The organism is Kastovskya adunca (assembly GCF_059505785.1).
Genome location: NZ_JCACLG010000047.1, coordinates 1 through 16217 on the forward strand (window position 1 = coordinate 1; position 16217 = coordinate 16217).

At 47.3% G+C, this 16217-nt stretch carries 13 protein-coding genes; 8 read left to right on the forward strand and 5 right to left on the reverse strand.

Translation table 11 applies throughout. The annotated features are described in order from the left end of the window. Positions 1-873: 873 nt before the first annotated feature. The 7 genes from AC5JR3_RS17960 (at position 874) to AC5JR3_RS17990 (ending at position 8503) form a co-directional block, all read left to right on the forward strand. Positions 874-2820 carry an iron uptake porin gene (locus AC5JR3_RS17960; protein ID WP_495847925.1) on the forward strand — a complete coding sequence of 649 codons (1947 nt, stop codon included), beginning with the start codon at positions 874-876 and terminating at the stop codon, positions 2818-2820. A gap of 151 nt (positions 2821-2971) precedes the next feature. Beyond that, the gene (locus tag AC5JR3_RS17965; protein WP_495848070.1) at positions 2972-3409 is read left to right on the forward strand and encodes an RrF2 family transcriptional regulator; all 438 of its coding nucleotides are present in this window, start codon (positions 2972-2974) and stop codon (positions 3407-3409) included. A 43-nt stretch (positions 3410-3452) separates the two neighbouring features. Further along, the gene (gene cysK, locus AC5JR3_RS17970) at positions 3453-4415 is read left to right on the forward strand and encodes a cysteine synthase A (RefSeq protein WP_495847926.1); all 963 of its coding nucleotides are present in this window, start codon (positions 3453-3455) and stop codon (positions 4413-4415) included. Between the two features lie 187 nt (positions 4416-4602). Then, positions 4603-5307: a J domain-containing protein gene (locus AC5JR3_RS17975; RefSeq protein WP_495847927.1), complete on the forward strand. Its 705-nt coding sequence runs from the start codon at positions 4603-4605 to the stop codon at positions 5305-5307. 180 nt (positions 5308-5487) lie between these two features. After that, positions 5488-6360 (forward strand): 6-carboxytetrahydropterin synthase, encoded by an 873-nt coding sequence (locus AC5JR3_RS17980; protein WP_495847928.1) that lies wholly within the window; start codon positions 5488-5490, stop codon positions 6358-6360. Between the two features lie 248 nt (positions 6361-6608). Next, entirely contained in the window at positions 6609-7724 is a 1116-nt protein-coding gene (locus tag AC5JR3_RS17985) for a tetratricopeptide repeat protein (protein ID WP_495847929.1), read from the forward strand. Positions 7725-8032: 308 nt separating this feature from the next. Continuing rightward, on the forward strand, positions 8033-8503 hold the full coding sequence (locus AC5JR3_RS17990) for a CAAD domain-containing protein (protein ID WP_495847930.1): 471 nt from the start codon (positions 8033-8035) through the stop codon (positions 8501-8503). A gap of 514 nt (positions 8504-9017) precedes the next feature. On the opposite strand, the gene AC5JR3_RS17995 is transcribed toward AC5JR3_RS17990, so the two are convergent. The 4 genes from AC5JR3_RS17995 to AC5JR3_RS18010 all read right to left on the reverse strand — a co-directional run bounded on the left by AC5JR3_RS17995 (position 9018) and on the right by AC5JR3_RS18010 (position 13457). Then, the gene (locus AC5JR3_RS17995) at positions 9018-10043 is read right to left on the reverse strand and encodes an S-layer homology domain-containing protein (protein WP_495847931.1); all 1026 of its coding nucleotides are present in this window, start codon (positions 10041-10043) and stop codon (positions 9018-9020) included. A gap of 40 nt (positions 10044-10083) precedes the next feature. Next, positions 10084-10716 (reverse strand): (2Fe-2S) ferredoxin domain-containing protein, encoded by a 633-nt coding sequence (locus tag AC5JR3_RS18000; protein ID WP_495847932.1) that lies wholly within the window; start codon positions 10714-10716, stop codon positions 10084-10086. A 178-nt stretch (positions 10717-10894) separates the two neighbouring features. Beyond that, positions 10895-12109: a GspE/PulE/PilB domain-containing protein gene (locus AC5JR3_RS18005; RefSeq protein WP_495847933.1), complete on the reverse strand. Its 1215-nt coding sequence runs from the start codon at positions 12107-12109 to the stop codon at positions 10895-10897. A 175-nt stretch (positions 12110-12284) separates the two neighbouring features. Then, positions 12285-13457 (reverse strand): HetZ-related protein 2, encoded by a 1173-nt coding sequence (locus AC5JR3_RS18010; protein ID WP_495848071.1) that lies wholly within the window; start codon positions 13455-13457, stop codon positions 12285-12287. 791 nt (positions 13458-14248) lie between these two features. Here AC5JR3_RS18010 and AC5JR3_RS18015 point away from each other — a divergent pair. Continuing rightward, positions 14249-14437: a CsbD family protein gene (locus AC5JR3_RS18015; protein ID WP_495847934.1), complete on the forward strand. Its 189-nt coding sequence runs from the start codon at positions 14249-14251 to the stop codon at positions 14435-14437. Positions 14438-14791: 354 nt separating this feature from the next. Here AC5JR3_RS18015 and AC5JR3_RS18020 read toward each other — a convergent pair whose 3' ends face one another. Next, positions 14792-16144: a pentapeptide repeat-containing protein gene (locus tag AC5JR3_RS18020; protein WP_495847935.1), complete on the reverse strand. Its 1353-nt coding sequence runs from the start codon at positions 16142-16144 to the stop codon at positions 14792-14794. Positions 16145-16217 lie beyond the last annotated feature (73 nt).

A 16217-nucleotide genomic window follows, 5' to 3' on the forward strand; every position in this document is an offset into this window, starting at 1 on the left:
ATGAGAACTTTGAGTTTCCTGAGGAAGTTCTTCCTCGTGGTAATGCTCTGTAAAACCAATCCGGATGTTTAATCCCAGTTAGTTTTACAATCTATAAATACCCTCACGCTTATTGGTGGGGGTATTTTCTTACACTGTGCCCTCAATTCTAGATTCAGTGTGTTACTCTGAAAGCAGGGATGAAAAAGGCCCTGAAACTCTGAAAATATTCAACCGTTTAGGGATACAGGAGGTGATGCCCATGACAGATAGTAGTAAACTCATGGGTCATCTGATTGGAGTTAGCCGGCTGCGCGCCGGGGCTGTTCTCTAGCAGTTAGCCCGGTTCTCTATGTATTTAGAGAACTAAGGTACTTGATACTGCGAGGCTAGCTAAGGAGTTCCTTCCGGCAGCCTGGTTTCAATCAGAAGACCCGCTAGACCGCTCTCACATTAAGTGAAGGTTTTATTACCTAAATCACTTCCCGTGGGAGCGGATAGTTTTTTGGGGGCTTTTTTTTAAGATGCGCCTGTAGGTAAAATGCAACTGTAGAACTTGCGGCGGCAACTAAACCTCACGAAAAGAGCTTTGACAACAAGTAATAATCGCTCTTTGAATGCATAAGACGGGTAACTAAAATAGTGCAAGGCTTTTATTAATCGCAAATAATTCTCAGGATGAGGAGGACTTTTAACTCTTGTCATCCCTAAATTAAATCTTATAGGAAATTATTATCTAAACCTCAATGCCTGGCTCGTCTCGGTTTCGGCAAATTCTCTAGCCTGAGAAAAAATCAAAGAGCCTGTAGATGTAGCCGCGCCTTCGTAGACGATGTACGATAGTTCTAGAAGGATAATCCTACTCTTTCTACAAAGGTGTGAGGTAAAGAGAATATGTCAAAAGTATTGTGGAAGTCGTTGCTCTTTAGCCCGGCTGTTTTAGGGGCAACCCTCGTAGTATCTGCAGGAGCGATCGCCGCAGAAAAGCTAGCTCCATTAGAAGCTGCTCAGCCCAACGTGGCGGAAGCGCCAATCATCGAAGTAGAATCCGTTGCGCTCGCTGCACCGACGGCTCCCATTGCTGAGACCATCCCAGAATTCTCCAGCAGCACCACACAGCTTCCGGTTGAGCTTTCTGCCATCCCAGCCGAAGCCGAGCCAGCCGTTGCTCCCGCCGCCGACACAACCCTTGCCCAAGCGGCTCCGGCTAACTCCGAAGTTTTACAACAAATCAACCGCTATAGCCAAGAAGGCAACAGCAATAGCCAAGACCAAGTCACCAATGTTACCCAACTGCGAGATGTCTCTCCTGGAGACTGGGCCTACGAAGCACTGCGGGAACTGGTAGAACGCTACGGCTGTATCGCGGGTTATCCCGATGGCACCTTCCGAGGAAATCGGGCAACCACCCGTTTTGAATTTGCCGCTGGTTTGAATTCTTGCTTGAACCAAATTGAGCGCTTGATTGCCGCTTCCACGGCTGACTTTGTCACCCGCGATGATTTGGAAACGCTACAGCGCCTAGTTCAGGAATTTGAAGCGGAACTGGCAACCCTAGGAACTCGCGTTGATAACTTAGAAGGTCGCGTCGGCTTCCTGGAAGACAATCAGTTCTCCACCACGACTAAGCTCAGCGGAGAAGCGATCTTCGCTGTCACTGACACCTTTAGTAACATTGACCTCAATCCTTTTGGTGGTGACGACGGTGTCGCTGTTGGTGACGCGGGAACAAACACAGTCTTTGGCGATAGAGTCCGTCTAACGCTGCAAACCAGCTTTACAGGTCGAGACACGCTGTATACTCGTCTAGCGGCTGGCAACCTTGATGCATTTAACGTTGCTGGTGATAATATTTCCGCTGAGGGTGTCCAGACCTTTAACATCAAGCCAGGACAGGATAACGACGTTCGGATTGACTGGTTGGCATACCGCTTCCCCTTTGGCAGCTCACAAGTGTATCTAGCTGCTTTTGGAGGAATTCATAGCGACTATGTTCCCACTCTCAATCCTTATTTTGAGGACTATGACGGTGGTAATGGAGCTCTTTCTACCTTTGCCTCAGAAAGCCCCATCTACCGAATTGGTGGCGGTGCAGGTGCAGCCGTCAGCTTAGGTGCTGGCCCACTACAGCGGGTTCTCGGTCCTAGTACAATTACCCTGGGTTATCTCGCCGGTGATGCTGCTAATCCTGGCGAAGATGGTGGCTTTTTTAACGGCGACTATGCTGCTTTAGCCCAGTTGAATTTTAATCTTGGCGATCGCATCGGCATCGGTGCAACGTATGTCCATGGTTATCACAATACAGCTAGCCCCATCTTTGGTTCTGGCATAACCGGAGACTCTCAAGCAATAAACTTACGTGATGGGGCTGCAAGTGGTTTAGTTGGTACCGCTTTGGCTAACAATCCGGCGCTAGTTACAGGTCTTGGTGGCACTCCAGTGGTCACTAATACCTATGGAGTAGAAGCCGCTCTCCGCCTGAGTGAAACTGTTTCAATCAGCGGCTTCGGTTCCTTCACCGACGCGATCCTGATTGGTCAGGGTGGTGCAGACATCTGGAGCTACGGAGCAGGAGTCGCCTTCTCTGACTTTGGCAAGGAAGGCAATATCTTGGGGATTTTTGGCGGTGTTCAACCGACCTTAAGAGGCTTGGATGAGAGTATTCGCCCTGCTGCAGGCTTTAGCCGTGACAACGCCTACCACATTGAAGCCTTCTACAAGTACCAACTAACGGAGAATATCTCTGTTACTCCTGGTGTCATTTGGTTGACCAACCCCGGTCAGAACAGTGCCAATGATGACGCTGTAATTGGTACCCTGAGAACTACCTTCACGTTCTAGAACAATTAATCGCTAAGGCATACAATTCTTAGCTTGATCATCTTGCCCCGCCGTAAGCGGGGCTTTTTTTCGTTCTAATTCTTAAACCAGCAAACCCCACCGGAGAACCGGAGTATACTGGAGAGGATTGCCTTCACACTCAATAGTGCCTGTGGAACTCTCCTGTAAAACGGAATATGCCCTTCTTGCCCTGTTAGAGCTAACAGGTCACTACAATGACGGAGAGCCGCTGCAAATTCGTCAGATTGCAGCGCAACAAAACATCCCTGACCGCTATCTGGAACAACTCCTGGCAACGTTGAGACGGGGTGGACTGGTACGGAGTCAGCGAGGAGCCAAAGGAGGCTATCTGCTGACGCGAGAACCTTGGAAAATCACGCTTTTGGATGTTATTAGCTGTCTAGAAGGCTCGGACGCAAAAGCCTCTAAGAGTGAGACCGATCCTAAAACGGTAGAAAGTGCCGTAGTGGTAGAAATCTGGCAGGAAATTCACGATCGCGCGAATGATGTCTTACGAGGATACACACTCCAGGATTTATCTGAAAAGCGAGATTCTAGGCGGCAGCTAGACATTATGTATTACATTTAGTCATTAGTCATTGGCAAAAGAAAATTAACACCTTATTAAAGCTATGCGGATTGCCCAAGATATTACAGAACTCGTCGGTCGCACGCCTTTAGTCCAGCTAAACCGCATCCCCCAAAGCGAAGGCTGTTTAGCGCGAATCGTTGTGAAGTTGGAGGGAATGAACCCCTCGTCTTCCGTGAAAGACCGTATTGGCGTCAACATGATTAATACCGCCGAGCGGGAAGGACTGATTATTCCAGGGAAAACCCTACTGGTAGAACCGACATCCGGAAACACGGGGATTGCCTTGGCAATGGCAGCAGCTGCCAAAGGCTATCAGCTGATTTTGACCATGCCAGACACCATGAGTACCGAGCGGCGAGCGATGCTGCGGGCTTACGGTGCTCAGTTGGAACTGACACCAGGTATTCAGGGGATGAGTGGCTGTATTCGTCGGGCACAGGAGATTGTTGAAACGACTCCCAATGCCTACATGTTGCAACAGTTTAGTAATCCTGCTAACCCGCAAATTCACTTTGAAACCACCGCTGAAGAAATTTGGGAAGATACTGACGGGCAGGTAGACTTTCTCGTGGCAGGTGTCGGTACGGGCGGCACAATTACTGGTGTTGCTGAAGCCATCAAAGCCCGGAAACCTGATTTTAAGGTAATTGCTGTCGAACCTTCCAGCAGTCCTATTCTGTCGGGAGGACATCCAGGGCCCCACAAAATTCAGGGAATTGGGGCGGGTTTCGTGCCCGATGTCCTAAAAGTCGAGCTAATTGATCAGGTAATTGTTGTTACCGATGATGAGGCGATCGCTTATGGGCATCGTCTTGCTCGTGAAGAAGGATTACTATCGGGAATTTCCACAGGTGCTGCTTTGAGTGCCGCTATTCGCGTTGCTCAACGCCCAGAAAATGAAGGACGATTAATTGTCATGGTGCAGCCCAGCTTTGGAGAACGCTACCTTAGTACACCCTTGTTCCAAGACCCAGAACCCAGAGCAACAGCCACTATTAGTTAATCATCTGTAGAGCCGTTGCACATAATGTCTCTACTTCAGGCAAACCTAAGACTGAATAGGTAGGTACAAATAAATGCAGGGGAACCTGGCAGGGAGATAGGGAAACGTGTTTCCTTGCTTTCCTTTTTCTCCAGGGATAGTTAGTCCTGTGCAACTCCTAAATTGCTCAGGATAAAATTATCATGTTATGGAAGATTCTGATAATTTCTACAACGAGTTACACGTCCGCTCCTCAGCGACAACCGCAGAAATCAAGCAAGCCTATCGCCGTTTAGCCAAGATCTTTCATCCTGACAGCAATAGCGAAACGGCTGACCACGATAAGATCGTGCAAATTAATGCTGCCTATGAGGTTTTGAGCGACCCTCATCGTCGTCACTCCTATGACCAACAGCTCCGCCGTCCCCAACCTCAGAAGCCGCAGCGCAATCGGCAACAACGCACAGCAGACGCGCAAGAACACTATCAACGCTACCGAAGCACAGCAAGAGATGCTGATGTGCATCTTGAGGATTGGATACAACAGGTCTATGTGCCGGTTACTCGTTTGCTGAGTCGTATTCTCAATTCTCTAGATGCTCAGATTGATGAGCTTTCAGCCGATCCCTTCGATGATGAGTTGATGGAAAACTTTCAGGCTTATCTAGAAGACTGTCGCGATTACCTCAACCAGGCGCAGTTGACATTTCGCTCTTTCCCTAATCCGGCAACGGTTGCGGGTGCAGCTGCAAGCCTTTACTACTGCCTCAATCAACTCAGTGATGGGATTGAGGAGTTACAGTTATTTACCCTCAACTATGACGATTACTACTTGCATACTGGTCAAGAACTCTTCCGCATTGCGGCGGGATTGCATTACGAAGCGAAAGAGGCGGTAAAAGATAGGTCATAACAGTGGGAAGTGCAAAGTATAAAGGATGAAAACACCACTGGGAAAGGAAATCGACAATATTTAGCTTTCAGCTATGGTGGGATACCTACAGCCTCTCAAACTCCCCACTACTCAGAAATTCGTCTATCCTGAAAGCAGTACTTTACGTAAATTTACATTTTGGGATTAGTTAAAGAACCCATGAAATGTATTGTTAACCGCCGCGCTCGGTTCTCCGCCAGCCACCGCTACTGGTTGCCAGAGTTGAGCGAAGCTGAAAACGTGCAGCAATTTGGTCTGGGTAGCCGATTTCCGGGACATGGACACAACTATGTCCTGTTTGTCTCCCTTGCGGGAGAGTTAGATGAGTATGGGATGGTGCAAAACCTGTCAGAAGTTAAACAGGTAATTAAGCGGGAAGTCACCAGCCAACTTGATTATGCTTATCTCAACGATATCTGGCCAGAATTTCAACAAACTCTTCCAACCACAGAAAATATTGCCAGAGCGATTTGGCAACGGCTTGCTCCCTATTTACCACTTGTACGCATTCAGTTATTTGAACATCCTGAACTTTGGGCTGACTATCAAGGAGACGCTATGAAAGCATATCTCACTATTAGTAATCACTTTAGCGCCGCGCATCGACTGGCTCGTCCTGACCTAAGTTATGAGGAAAATAGCAAAATTTATGGGAAATGCGCTCGTCCCAATGGTCATGGACATAATTACCACATGGAAGTAACAGTTCAGGGCGAAATTGATCCACGTACAGGGATGATTGTTGATTTAGGAGCGTTGCAAAAAACGATCGATGATTATGTTTTAGAGTCTGTCGATCATACTTTCCTAAACAAAGATATTCCTTACTTTGCTAACGTTGTTCCGACGGCGGAAAACATTGCTGTTTATATCCGTGACTTGCTGCAGGAGCCTATTCGAGAACTGGGTGCTGAACTGCACAAGGTTAAATTGCTTGAAAGTCCTAATAATTCTTGTGAAGTTTACTGTGAAGAATCATCCTCAAATTCAGCCGCTATTCAATCAAGTGAACGGACAATGACAACTGTGTAAACTAGGAAGCAAAACCAGTATTTTCATCAGTAAAAATACTGGTTTTTGAATTTATTAACAGAACCAGAATAGCTTTTGAAAGTATTTATCAGTGCTATAGGTCTTAATTTTCATAATTATTAGGAATTTATAAAAATAAAAATAAGAATAGCAATTTTATTTGTAAAGTTGGGAATAATAAAACAAACTATTGAGCTTTTTTTGCAGTTCATCGTTCAGACCTATGAAGATATTGTGAGGCAAGAGGTATGGATCGAAAATTTCCGTACCATGAGAGCGAGCCGAAGGAGAGTCTGCCTAGTGAGGAATACGGAACTGTAGTTCCCTCCCTAGAAAAGAGTCGCCAAGACGAAGTGTTGGCGCAAATCCCAACTCGCTTGAAGGGAAAAGCTGACCAATTGCTGGAAAAAGGAACCCAACAGCACCAAAAATGTGAATTTGACGTGGCAAAAGGGACGTTTCAGCAGGCGCTGAAGGCTTACATAGCTTTACAGAACCCTTGGGGAGAAGGTCGAGCCTTACATGGTTTGGGCTTGGTGTTTTATGCGTTGGGAGATTTTACGCAAGCGGTGGAGTATAGCCAACAAAGTTTGGCGATCGCTCAATCCATCCCCGATCAACGATTGGAATGGCAAGCTTGGGGGGTTATGGGTAATGCCTACCGTCATTTGGGCGACCCGCAAAAAGCGATCGCTTATGGACAAAAAAGCTTAACTATTGTCCAGCAACTAAACGACCGCACTGGGGAAGTGGCGGCGTTAAATAATCTGGGATTAGCGTACAAAGCGTTAGGGGACTATGCACAAGCACTCGGCTATCAGCAGCAAAGCTTAGTCGTTGCCCAAAGTCTAGGCGATCGCCAAGCGGAAGAACAAATCCTCAAGAATCTCGGCAATGCTTGTTACTCCATAGGCCTTTACGCCCAAGCCATTGAATACTACGAACAGCGATTGGCGATCGCGCGTCAGTTCGGCAACCTTCGCATTGAAGGACAAATTTTGCGTAACCTAGGTAATGCCTGCTACGCCGTAGGAGATTACACGCAAGCCATTTACTACGGCAAACAACGGCTGAACGCGGCACGAGAAAACAGTGATAAGCGTGCCGAAGAACAGACACTCGGTAGCATCGGAGTTGCCTACGATGCTTTGGGCAATTACGCCCTAGCCATTGAGTATTACGAACAGCGCCTTGCTGTTGCCCAATCCATTCCTGACCCTAGAATCGTAGAACAAGCCCTCGGTAGCCTGAAAGTTGCTTGCTACGCCTTAGGTGATTACGGCAAGGTCATGGAATATCAGAAGCAACATTCGGCAACACCAGTACCAGTGGCAAAGTTGGGTTTTCACTCCCAGGAAGCCTAGGGCTAATAAAAAATTGTGATGAAAAAAGGTAAATACTAAGAACCAGAAGCACAAAGGGAAAAAGAAATTTCCATTACGGTAGATTGAAGCTCGTAAATGGAGAAATTTTTTCCTGCTTTTGGTAGAGGTAAATTCATAACGTGCCTACCTGTTACACACTATTGATATAGATCTGCTATAGCCTATAAACTCACGGAGAGACTTTTGGTAAGATTAGCAGAGTTAGTCAGCCTACGGTCGCACCTGGTTGTCTTAACAAACAACATAAACGATAAAATATCCTAGCTTTAAGATAACGACAGGAAGATATGGCACAAAATCTGCAACAACAAACTGATTATGATGATAGCGTTTCCCCAGAAGCGGTAGCTGAAGCAAAAAAGCTAGACATGAATGAGGAGCAAGCCGGTTCTCTAGCAATGCTTCCTCCAGCCAAACAATCTACAGACCAACCTTGGCGGGAATGGGTAGAACCTGTTACTTCATTTTTGTCGGAACTACCTGACTACGTCGGCAATTTCGTTTCCGACTACAGACAGCCCTTGCTAACAGTGTTACTGCTCCTTTCCGGACTAGTGACTGTTAAGGTAACTCTGGCAGTACTGGATGCCATCAACGATATTCCTCTCTTGGCTCCAGTTTTTGAGTTGGTCGGAATTGGTTATAGCGCTTGGTTTGTGTACCGCTATCTCCTACAGGCATCGACTCGTAAAGAACTGGGAACAGAGTTTCAAGCCTTAAAAGGAAAAGTAGTGGGCAAAGAGCAACTCGATAGCTAAAGCTCTTGTAGTGTAACTTGGCGGTACTAGTCAGCATTAGCAACAACTCCAGAGGATTTTTGCCAATTGCCCTTGGCTCAGTCCTCCTATAAAGCTGACAAGTATCTCAACAACAAAAAATTTTCTTTGCAGATTAACGCAGATAGGTTTTCTAAATATCTGGGTTAGTCTGTTTTTGTATGGGTTAGTCTGCCAGAAATGCCAGGTGTCTACCCTACGAAACTGATGTGCAGGAGCTTCGGAGAATATTTAACGACCCTACCCGGCTCCACTTCCTCCTAAAAGGACTTTGTTTTGCTGAGGGTAGGAATGCATCTGTCGTCCACCTTAATTGCAAATACCGCAAAAGCTCTTCGGCTTTGGCTGGAAGTTAGCACCAAGTTACTGTTTTGTCTCCCCGCGTTCTTCATACCTGTCAAATTTAGTATGACGAACCGAACCCCTCAGGGGATTCAATTTGCCCTTGACTTATGCCACCTCTGTACTGAGCAGGCTGGGGTTGATCGCGAAACGTTTACGGAGCAGCTTCTGATTGAGGTTGAACCACGTAATTAGTATCAATCGGCTCTGCTTCTCCTGCTTGTACTAGCCCTTGATAGAGCAAAGCTGCTGCTTCAGCACGAGTCGTGATTTTGTTGGGATTGAGTTGCTGGCGATTGGGATGGTTAACGACTATTCCCGCTTCCGTCGCTGCTGCAACTGCTTGAGTCGCATAGTTAGGAATTTGAGCAGCATCCTGATAGGTTTGCAAAATTTGATTAGGAGCAGATCTTGGCTGCAAATTCAGTCCGCTTGCTAGAGCAACTAAAGCCTGCACTTTAGGAATTTGCTGAGTGGGTCGAAACGCATTTCCCGGATAGCCCTGCAAAAAACCATTTCTGGTTGCTGCTTGAATGGGTGAATACGCCCAAAAATCGTTTGCTACATCTGTGTAGTTAGGGGCATACTGAGGAGCGCCAGTAATCTCCTTGTCGCCAAATGCTTTTTCTATCTGCGCTGCAAACTCGGCACGGGTAACAGGGCTATTAGGGCGGAACGTGTTGTTACCAAAGCCCACAACAATGTTCCGTGCGGCTAGGGCTTCGATATAAGGACGTGCCCAGAAGTCTTGTGGAACATCAGAAAACTGAACAGCTTGCTCCGGAGTAGCTGGTGGGGCGATCGCCGTCTCGGCGGGTCGTTGTGCAGGTGGAACCGGGATAACCGGAACAAGGGGGGTGAGGCGCTCTGTGCGTCGTGGCTCTACGGGCACTATGGCACCTGGAACTGGAGCAGTGCGTCGAACCGGATCGGCGGCTTCTAGGCGATCGCGGCGAGGCGGATCTCCACCTAATGCGGCTTCTAATTGCTCTGCCCTCGTCGGTCTATCCACGTCAGGTCTTGCCGCCCCATCTAGTGGGTCGAAGAAGCCTCCTATCCCTCTAGGCACTGGACGTAGCGATATAAAAAGAATTGCCCCAATCGTGGCGAAGGCAACAACAACCCCCACTAGCTCATCAAAGCCGAGACGAGAAGGAGGCTCAGGGGGTGTATTAGTCATTTTTTTACTTCACTTTAACGAGCGGTAGGAGCATTTCCAGTCAACTAACTGGCAAAGCTTCTGCCTTGGTCTGTTCTAAATTTAGTTTAGCGGCAAAGTGTTTTTCAACTAATTCTGGAACATCTTTTGATTGCACGCCGGTATAACGGGATTTGTCAGGCATGAAAACCACACAAGGCCCTTTCTTACATTGCTTCATGCAGCCAGTGCCCTTGATCGCCACTTGGTCTTCTAATCCCTGTTGTTGCAAAGATTCCGCAACAGCTTGACAAACTGCTCCTGCCCCTCGCTTCTGGCAAGAGGATTTTTGGCAGACCATTATACAATCTTTGGTCTTAGATGCTGGCTTTGATTCAGCAACTGAGGGGAGGAAGACCTCTTGTTGTTTGGGAGGAACAGTGGGAGCCGTGGTTCTTACCGTCTCAGCTTTTAGCTTCAGCTCGCCACTTTTGGGCTTGTATTTCTGTTTACCGGAAATTTGTATCCAGTCTCCGGGTTCTAGTTCTTCCCGTAGGAAGCTCTGTAGCGCTTTTGATAGCTTGATGTAGTGTTCGCCGCTAGCGGTGGCTATCCGTAGGCGCTTGGGCTTTTCTTCAACATCACCTACAAAACCGACAAATCTTCCCTCAAGGCTGAACTTGGAGACTTGCGTTTTTTCTTTCAAATTTCCCACACTTAAATCCTCAATCTGCCCACTAGAATAACTCTATTGCAAATGAATGTCATCTAGTTTGGCAAATTTTTGTTGTTACGAGTCGTGAGTTGACAGGTTGTTTATGGTTAATTGCTCTATCAGCCGCCCCGATGATTAATTTTGTCCTTCATCCTTCACCCCTTCTCCCCCTGTACAACTACTCCTCCTCAGGCGCTTTAGTCTGTAGCTCTTCTAGGGCTTCTAGCTGTTGATCTACCCCTTCTAGAACCTGGTTGAGTGCTGGTAGGGCTTCAAGGGGAGAGGGATTAATGCGGGCGCGATCGCGAATTTCGCCTAATTTACGCTGTAGCTGCTGTGCTAGTCCCAATGCATCGGCACTGAGTTTGTCGAGTTGTTGCCGCTGATAAAATTTCAATGCCGCTCCCCGCAACACTTGCAGCGTTGCTTCTTCGCCATAGGTGCCCGGCATCACTCGCAGGCGCAGTAAGAGGCGTTCTTGGCGATAGCGTCGCTCAACTTCTATTGATTTCGCCTGTTGTACGGGTAGAGCAGGCAAGAGTGCCAAGCGCTTAACTTCATTAATGACACCTTGAAACAAGGACAAATCAAGGGCTTCTAGCACGGATTGCAAGACGCCGTTTTGACTCCAGAGAATTCGACCTTGCTGCTGTTGTCGTTCAAAGTACAGCCGACCGATGCCATCAATGAGTACCCGACCCAGCAATTCTGATAGCAGCTCTCGAGGCGGTAAGGTGGCTAGAAACTCCGAGGGATGCGACGCGTACTGTGCTTGCACGTCCAACCGGGGTAAGTTTTCCCAGCTGGGTGAAGCTTGAGGTCTTACGGTTTGGTGTTGTGGTTTGGCGTCTGCGTTCTCGCTACGCGATCGCTGTGAAGCTAAGGGTCTAGGTATCGATCGACCTGGCTTCGGTAAGGACTGGGTCGGCGGCTGGTCAAGGGAGGGCTGTAGCGGTTCGCCAGTTTCACTCGTTGACAGTGCCGCATCATCCAAAATCAACGTGGAGCGGCTCTGGCGATCTACTTGGGAAAGCTTGTCAGCAACCGCCTGTCGCGCTGGCGGGGGATTAGAGCTGTAGTTTAGATACGCCGAAAGGAAAGACTGATGGACTTCAGAGGTAATTAATTGCGGCTTGAGGGAACAGTTGAGATAGGCAAAGATCCGACGGGCATAATCCAAGGCGGAGAAGTCCTGGGGATTGACCATCCCCAGTTTCAACGATTTTCCTTCTAAAGCTAAAGGCAAAATCTGATGGTACAGACAAGCCTCAAAGGGCAGAATGCTATCAATCAACCGAAACATCTGCTCTGTATCGAACTCAGATGCTTGAGATCGATGGCTTTTTTGATGAGTAGTTTCAGACTGGGCGGGGTCGCCTGGTGAAAACACCATAACGGTTTAAAGAACCACAAGCTCGATTAATCCAGATACCCCTGAAAGCGCAAGTTTTATGAGTAGTAGATAAGCTATCCTAGCTGTCCCGTCTGTCTCAGGGCGCTCAGAGAGAAAGAGCAGGATTAAGAATAAAGATTTCAATGGCAGTGCGATCGCACTTGATACCTTCCCCTTAGAAAGTCCCTCGTATCGCTTGTGCTGCCAAGTAAAGTTTACTCCATTCCCCCATGACTTGATTTGTTTTCAAGTTTAAATCTTGGGCGATCGTGGCAATTGACTGACCAGATTTCAATAGTTCTAAGAGCTGGTGTTGGTCAGGAGTGAGGCTATTCAAGAACTCCTGCCACTGTACCGGAGTTAAGCCCAGGTTATGTTCTTTGAGGGAAGCTTCCAACCAATTAGCTACCAATTCTGGTTTACCTTTGAGGGAAAACACCCGAATCGCGTGGTAGCTGACTTTTTCCCGCAGCCGATAGATGTGCTTAACTGGCAACTCTAAGGCTTGGGCAATCTCCTCTTGAGAACGACCTTGGAGGTAAAGTTGCAGCCACTGCGCCGCCTCTTCCCCTAGATTTTCCGTTAGGTACGCGGCAAATTCCTGTTTAACTGCGCTTCGGAGTACCTGTTGCTCTTCCAACGTCTGGGCAGTTTCATACTCAAGAACTGCCTGATTGTCTAAGCGACTCACCGGAGAGTCGGTTTCATCTAAGGTGACTTCCTCGGAAACCAGACGTACAATGTCGCCTTGGGGGACATGGGTCATCCCACCCCGTTGAGAACGCCGCAGGAAGTTGACAAAGCGGTAGACCAGCAGTGGCTGATTACGGATCGGGCGCAGGCAGTATTCTTCAACAGTGGTGAGCAGCAAAGCATCGCGGAGACGAGCATTTTGCGTGCAATTCGCAATCCAGGCAATCTGACTTTGGATGTAGCGATCGCTATTTAATAACTCTTGGATCACTTCTTGTAAAACATCTGCCACGGCGCGTTGGCGATCGCGACTCAGGGCAACCCAAGTGCGGATTTTGTTGCGTAAGATGGCGAGACTGCCCAAACGCTGCATTAAATTCCGATAGGCTCGTTCTGGCCCCACACCCAGGTAACGAGAACGCAAAATCCGGTAGCGATAATCCATCCCTTGCTTGGCGATCGCTAGTTGGTAAGAATCTAGGTTTTCAAAACGCTCCAAATCCTCTCCCATCAACCAGCGAATGATACTGTTGCTCGTGGCGGGGCTTTGGTTAGGATAGTCATTGGCTAGCCGCAAACGCCATTTTTGTTCTAGTTCATCCGCCAAGTTTGCCATGAGACTGGGTTCCTCAAACTCTTGCTTTAAAGTTTGCATGACAACCTTCATTTCAGCACTTCCTCTGTGTTCGTCGCTCTTAATATTGTTGATTTCACCATATTTGTTTGCCCCTCCGAAGCGATCGCATACGCCTAATTGACCTTCGGTTATCACGCACTCGTCTGATGTAAACCCCCTAGCGACTGAGATTTGTATCTCTCTTATAGAGTGCCGCAAATCACAAGTCTTTATCCGTAGGACTTACCTGTCAGAAATTACGTTTTGTAAACTGACAAGCCTTCCTATATAACTCTCACCAAAGCCGATGCAGATTATGCGGCTAGAGCAAACTGAGCCGCAGTTATAAGGGTTTAAACAGAAGCAAAAATTAATTTTTAATCAAGTCGATAATGCGATCGCTTGGCTTTTAATTCATTATTCACGGCGTCCTCGCTGCCAAAATTGACTTTTAATAAATCTTCAGTTGTTTTATTGGGATACTTTCAGGTTGATTCGCCAGCAGCAATAACAATTCGTCAAGCGATCGCTGTTTGGAACGGTGCAGACGGCTACCTGAGCAAACCCTTAGACATATCGACCAAGCCAGCCCCCTATTCGCTCTTTAGTTGCGAAAGATTAAAGGATTGGCTAATTGCACACCTAGCAACCAACAAACTCGTAATAAGTTGCAGGTTGAGACAATCTGCTAGGACTGAAGTTTAAGAATTGTGCTTGTTAATGGATATAAATTAAACCTCTAACTAAAGGATGATGTCGTTGAAAGCACCCCTTAATCATACTTTAGTTAATAATACATGTTGTATTACCAATTTTATAGTAGGAAAAAAATGAGTATTGAAGATCGCGCTGAAGCCGTTGCCAAAAACATAGAAGGTAAAATTCAAGAAGCGGCTAGTGAAGTCACTGGCGACCCCAAAGATAAAGCCGAAGGGCAAGTCAAGCAAGACCAAGCGGCTGCCATGCACGCCAGAGAAGATCTTAAAGATAAAGCCAAAGACGTAATCGACAAAGCTTAGGTCTAATCAAGAGCAACTTATCTCACTTTAGCCGCGTGTAATTAGGTTCAAAAACAACCTAAAATCAGGTCATTCTGAGCGATATCAAAATTAGCGAGAATTACCGATATTCTTTTCTTCGCTACTTTTTCCTCAAAATGACCTTTTTATTTTAAAAAAAATTGAAGATTTTGTACCCGTTCAAATGGGCATTGAAACAATCTTTTCAGCATGACCCAGTTCGGTTTTTGAATAACAATCGTTGATACCGAACCCTTGCCACATCACAAATTTCATACTTCCTAATTCATCCGTTCGGTCGAGCTGACAATAGAGACCTTCACACTTTCTCCCCGGCTCCCATGCAAGTTGTGATTACAGCCGATACGACTGCTCCGGCCTCAACTCCTGCACATGAGTTTCTGGCGGCAAAATCGTTCCCGTCAGATCTGCCCCTGTCAAATCCACCCCCATCAAATTCGTGTGCTTTAGGTTTACCTCACTCAAATCCGCTCCACTCAAGTTTGCTACCCTGAGATTGGCTCTCGTCAAATCCACCCCTCTCAAATCTGCCCCGCTCAAATTCACTTGTTTCAAGCAGGCTCTGGTTAAATCCACTCCGCGCAAATCTGCCCCACTTAAATTAGCTCCCGTTAAATCTGCCCGCGTTAGGTCTACCCTTCTTAGGTCTGCCTCACTCAAATTCACCCGATTTAAACAGGCTTTCGTCAAATCCACCCCACGTAAATCCGCTCCAGTGAGATTGGCATCTTCCAGATTTGCTTGTCTTAAGCTGGCGCGATTCAAATCTACCCCTCCTAGATCGGCTCCCTGTAAGTTAGCAAATCTTAAATTAATCTCCCGCAGATCGCTGCCACTTAAATCAATCCGACTCAAATTTACCCCAGGAAGTGAGATGCCGGGAGCAATCAGATGTGCCCCTACCTGTTTGGGGTCGAATTCTTCAGGAAATCGGGTTTGCTGGGTGTAGACGGCGTTTTCAAAGGTGGCTCCTCGGAGTTTCGCTTTACTGAGGTCAGCTCCGGCGAGATTGGCGTATGCCAGGTTCGCACTGTCTAAGTTCGCACCGATCAAATTACAGTTTCTGAGATTTGCCAGTCTTAAATCTGCCAGCCGCAAGTCGGCTCCACACAGCGTTGCTTCGCTCAAATTGACACCCGTCAGGATCACATGAGGTGCAATTAGATAAGCCCCACTTTGTTTAGGGTCAAAGCCAATAGAAAAGCGGGTACCACTTGTATAAACAGCTTTTTGCAGATTCGCCTCATGCAAATCAGCTTCACTCAAGTCAGCTTCACTAAGATTAGCTCCCGTGAGGTTAGCACTTGCCAAATTGCTCCCTAAGACGTTGGCTTTTTTGAGATTTGCCCCTCTCAAATCTGCGGCTTTCAAGTCAACGCCTACTAGATTAGACCAAGTTAAATCAGCGTGTTGCAAGTTGGCTGCACCCATTTGTGCCAAATTCAGGCACGCTCCGCTGAGGTTACAGCGACTGAGATTTGCCCCGGTTAGATCGGCTTCGATTAAGTCGGTGTAACTGAAATTAGCTTCTGTAAGGTTCGCCTGTTTTAGGTTCGCTGCTCGAAAATTTTCTCCTTTGTAATCGGCTCGCCTCAGATCAGCTTGTTGCCAGTTTTTGGTTAGTGGGGTTGCTCGTCTGAGTTCTTCTGTACCAAGGCGTTTTCTATCAAAATCTACTCTGCTCATTTTTCCCTCCAGCAGTTCTTGGAAAAATGCACCCCTATCTTTCGAGAGCGTTGCCGCTACTCAAACGCCCGTT

Excerpts from the sequence above, each read along its gene's own strand:
- AC5JR3_RS17960 (WP_495847925.1), top strand. The coding sequence starts at position 874 with ATGTCAAAAGTATTGTGGAAGTCGTTGCTCTTTAGCCCGGCTGTTTTA.
- cysK (WP_495847926.1), top strand. The coding sequence starts at position 3,453 with ATGCGGATTGCCCAAGATATTACAGAACTCGTCGGTCGCACGCCTTTA.
- AC5JR3_RS17975 (WP_495847927.1), top strand. The coding sequence starts at position 4,603 with ATGGAAGATTCTGATAATTTCTACAACGAGTTACACGTCCGCTCCTCA.
- AC5JR3_RS17980 (WP_495847928.1), top strand. The coding sequence starts at position 5,488 with ATGAAATGTATTGTTAACCGCCGCGCTCGGTTCTCCGCCAGCCACCGC.
- AC5JR3_RS17985 (WP_495847929.1), top strand. The coding sequence starts at position 6,609 with ATGGATCGAAAATTTCCGTACCATGAGAGCGAGCCGAAGGAGAGTCTG.
- AC5JR3_RS17990 (WP_495847930.1), top strand. The coding sequence starts at position 8,033 with ATGGCACAAAATCTGCAACAACAAACTGATTATGATGATAGCGTTTCC.
- AC5JR3_RS17995 (WP_495847931.1), bottom strand. The coding sequence starts at position 10,043 with ATGACTAATACACCCCCTGAGCCTCCTTCTCGTCTCGGCTTTGATGAG.
- AC5JR3_RS18005 (WP_495847933.1), bottom strand. The coding sequence starts at position 12,109 with ATGGTGTTTTCACCAGGCGACCCCGCCCAGTCTGAAACTACTCATCAA.
- AC5JR3_RS18010 (WP_495848071.1), bottom strand. The coding sequence starts at position 13,457 with ATGCAAACTTTAAAGCAAGAGTTTGAGGAACCCAGTCTCATGGCAAAC.
- AC5JR3_RS18015 (WP_495847934.1), top strand. The coding sequence starts at position 14,249 with ATGAGTATTGAAGATCGCGCTGAAGCCGTTGCCAAAAACATAGAAGGT.
- AC5JR3_RS18020 (WP_495847935.1), bottom strand. The coding sequence starts at position 16,144 with ATGAGCAGAGTAGATTTTGATAGAAAACGCCTTGGTACAGAAGAACTC.